This window comes from Achromobacter sp. (assembly GCF_050285585.1).
Lineage (GTDB): Bacteria > Pseudomonadota > Gammaproteobacteria > Burkholderiales > Burkholderiaceae_B > Achromobacter.
Map to the genome: position 1 here is coordinate 1 of NZ_JBLZXF010000094.1, position 3,320 is coordinate 3,320.

Below are 3,320 nucleotides of genomic sequence, written 5' to 3' on the forward strand. Positions count from 1 at the left end.
AGGTTCTGGGTGCACCAGGGGCCTGCGAGCACGCGGGTCAGGTCCAGGACGCGGATGCCTGTCAGGGGAGCGGGACGTTGCGACATCTTTTATCTTTTCGCCAGAGAGGATTGGGTCAATGGGGATATTAGCCGGTGGGGGCTTGGGTGTGTTGGGGTGGTCGTTTTGGGTGGACGCGGGTGGGTTCTTTAGACGCCCTTTGCGGTGTGGCGTGGGGAATGGGGGGCTACGATTGCGGTTCGGAGCGTTCGCTCCGGACTGCCCCGTCCTCAACCTCGTCCGCCTGCGGCTCCCTACGGTTTCCGTCGGGCGCATCTACACGCCCCCCATTCCCCACGCCACACCGCAAAGGGCTGCGCTGAAGGCTCATGGCGGGTGCTGGGACGGACGGTGTGCTTGGCATTCTGGTGACGACCATCGGGGGGAAGGTAGTGCGGGGCCCGCCAAAGGCGGCTGCGCGGGCAGCCTTCTTTGGCTTACATGCTGTTTTGCGGTTGGATGATGACGCTGCGCGTGGGTGGAGGACCTTCACGTTGCATGGGAGCCTCGCGGCACACGATGCATGGGGCCCTGCCCTATTGCTCCAGTGATGAGGCGCCGGCATCGGGCGTGGCGGGTGAATGGCTGCCACGCCTTCGCCCTGCTTAACTGTTGGCCTTGATGACCTCGCGGGCGATGACCAATTGCTGGATTTGCGAGGTGCCTTCGAAGATGCGGAACAGGCGCACGTCGCGGTAGAAGCGTTCGACGGCGTATTCGGACATGTAGCCGGCGCCGCCGTGGATCTGGACGGCGCGGTCGGCGACGCGGCCGACCATTTCGGTGGCGTAGAGTTTGCAGCAGGCGGCCTGCATGGTGGTGTTTTCGCCGCGGTCGCGCAGGCGGGCGGCGTCCAGCACCATGCAGCGGGCGGCGTAGAGTTCGGCCTGGCTGTCGGCGATCATGGCCTGGATCAGCTGGAACTCGGCGATGGGCTGGCCGAACTGTTTGCGTTCGGTGGCGTATTTGACGGCGTCGCGCAGCAGGCGGTCGGCGATGCCGACGCACAGGGCCGAGATGTGCAGGCGGCCCTTGTCCAGCACGCGCATCGAGGTGCGGAAACCGTTGCCTTCCTCGCCGCCCAGCAGGGCCGAGGCGGGGACGCGGCAGTTGTCGAAGACCACGTCGCTGGTGAGCGCGCCGGCCTGGCCCATTTTCTTGTCCGGCTTGCCGATAATGAGGCCCGGCGTGCCGGCTTCGACCAGGAAGCACGAAATGGAATTGGCGCGGCGTTCGGGCGCGGTGCGCGCCATCACCGAGAACAGGCCGGCGATGGGCGCGTTGGTGATGTAGCGCTTGGTGCCGTTGAGCACGTAATGGTCGCCGTCGCGTTCGGCCGACAGGCGCAGCGCCATGGCGTCGGAGCCGGCATCGGGTTCGGTCAGCGCGAACGAGCCGATCAGTTCGCCGCTGGCCAGGCGCGGCAGGTAACGGGCGCGCTGTTCGTCCGTGCCGGCCAGCACGATGGCCTGCGAGCCGATGCCGATGTTGGTGCCGGCCAGCGAACGGAACGCGGGCGAGGTCTGGCCCAGTTCGAACACCACCTTCACTTCTTCTTCCATCGTCAGGCCCAGGCCGCCGTGGTCGGGCGAGATCGACAGGCCGAACAGGCCCAGCTCGCGCATTTCGGCCACGATGTCCGGCGGCACCTGGCCGCTGGCGGCCAGTTCGTCCTCGGCGGGAATCAGGCGTTCGTGCACGAAGCGGCGCACGGCGTCCAGCAACAGGGTCAGGGTTTCGGTATCCAGGGCCATGATCTGAGTCTCTCGGGTGTGCGGGGCGGCGGCGCTCAGGGGCGCATGCCGCCAACCAGTAAATCGAAATAGCCGGCGGCGATGGTCTCGGCGCTGTCGCCCTGGCCGGGCTTGTACCAGCGCACCATCCAGTTCAGCATCGACAGCACGGCGCGGCCGGTGGCGGGCACGTCCAGCGGCCGGAACGCGCCCTCGGCCACGCCCTGCGCGATCAGGTCGCGCAGGCGCTTCTCGTAGCCGTCGCGCAGCCGGGCGGCGTCCTCGCGCTCGGGCAGCGCCATGCCGGAATAGCCGATCAGCATGGTGACGAACTCGGCGTGGTGCTGCTCGAAATAGCGGGCGTGGCCCACCATGAAGGCGCGCAGGCGGGCGGCGGCGCCCTCAGCGCGCGCCACGTCCTGGCCCACGCTCTGGGTCAGGCCATTGAGCACGGCCAGGATGATGGCGTCGTAGATGTCCTGCTTGGTGGTGAAGTAGTGATAGATGGCGGCCTTGGACACGCCAATGGCGGCGGCCAGGTCCGACACCGAACTGCCGTCGTAGCCGCTGCGCGCGAACAGCTTGGCGGCTTCGGCCAGGATGCGTTCGCGCGGCGCCGCCAGCGTTGGCGGTCGGCCGGCGCGGGCGCGTTTGGTGGCGGGGGCTGCGGAAGTCGCCATGAGGGAACCTGGTGAGGCGGCGTCGAGGCAGGCAATGCCGGATCGCGGGCGGTTCCGTTCCATTGACAGTGGTTCGGCGCTTGCCGTTAAATAAAGATTAATTAATTACCGGACGGTCGGTAGGTAATTATAGGCACATCCCCTCCCGCCATTCAAGCGCGGCCTGGGCGCTCAACCCGAAACCACACGTGACGCCGTTATGCCCCATTCCCTCGTGACAGATCTGTATGGCCAGATGTCCCTGCCGGTCATCAGCGCCCCCATGTTCATCGTGTCCAACCCGAAGCTGGTCATCGCGCAATGCACGAGCGGCATCGTCGGTTCGTTTCCGGCGCTCAACGCGCGTCCGCAGAGCCTGCTGACCGACTGGCTCGACGAGATCCAGGCCGGCCTGGCGTCGTACCGCGAGGCCAACCCCGGCGCCGCGGTCGCCCCGTATGCCGTCAACCAGATCATCCACCAGTCCAACGACCGGCTCGAACAGGACCTGGCGGTGTGCGCCAGCCACCGCGTGCCGCTGATCATCACCAGCCTGCGCGCGCCCGGCGACCTGGTCAAGGGCATCCACGACTGGGGCGGCAAGGTGTTCCACGACGTCACCACTATCCGCCACGCCGAAAAGGCCCTGGAAGCGGGCGTGGACGGCCTGATCCTGGTGTGCGCGGGCGCGGGCGGCCATGCCGGCACGCTCAGCCCGTTCGCGCTGGTGTCCGAGGTGCGCCGCTTCTACGATGGCCCGCTGATCCTGTCGGGCGCCATCACCTCCGGCGCCCAGGTGCTGGCCGCGCTCGCCATGGGCGTGGACTTCGCCTACATGGGCACGCGCTTCATCGCCAGCGAGGAAGCCAACGCCAGCGAGGGCTACAAG

General features: G+C 67.3%; 3 protein-coding genes. 1 reads left to right on the forward strand and 2 read right to left on the reverse strand.

Annotation, left to right across the window (positions count from 1 at the left end):
* Positions 1-644 precede the first annotated feature (644 nt).
* Both ACN6PJ_RS31340 and ACN6PJ_RS31345 read right to left on the reverse strand, forming a co-directional pair.
* On the reverse strand, positions 645-1,793 hold the full coding sequence (locus tag ACN6PJ_RS31340) for an acyl-CoA dehydrogenase family protein (RefSeq protein WP_006386797.1): 1,149 nt from the start codon (positions 1,791-1,793) through the stop codon (positions 645-647).
* A 35-nt stretch (positions 1,794-1,828) separates the two neighbouring features.
* Entirely contained in the window at positions 1,829-2,452 is a 624-nt protein-coding gene (locus ACN6PJ_RS31345; protein ID WP_427999515.1) for a TetR/AcrR family transcriptional regulator, read from the reverse strand.
* 199 nt (positions 2,453-2,651) lie between these two features.
* On the opposite strand from ACN6PJ_RS31345, the gene ACN6PJ_RS31350 reads away from it, so the two are divergent.
* Positions 2,652-3,320, forward strand: a 669-nt coding sequence (locus ACN6PJ_RS31350) for an NAD(P)H-dependent flavin oxidoreductase (protein WP_427999516.1), incomplete at its 3' end; no start/stop codon positions are given.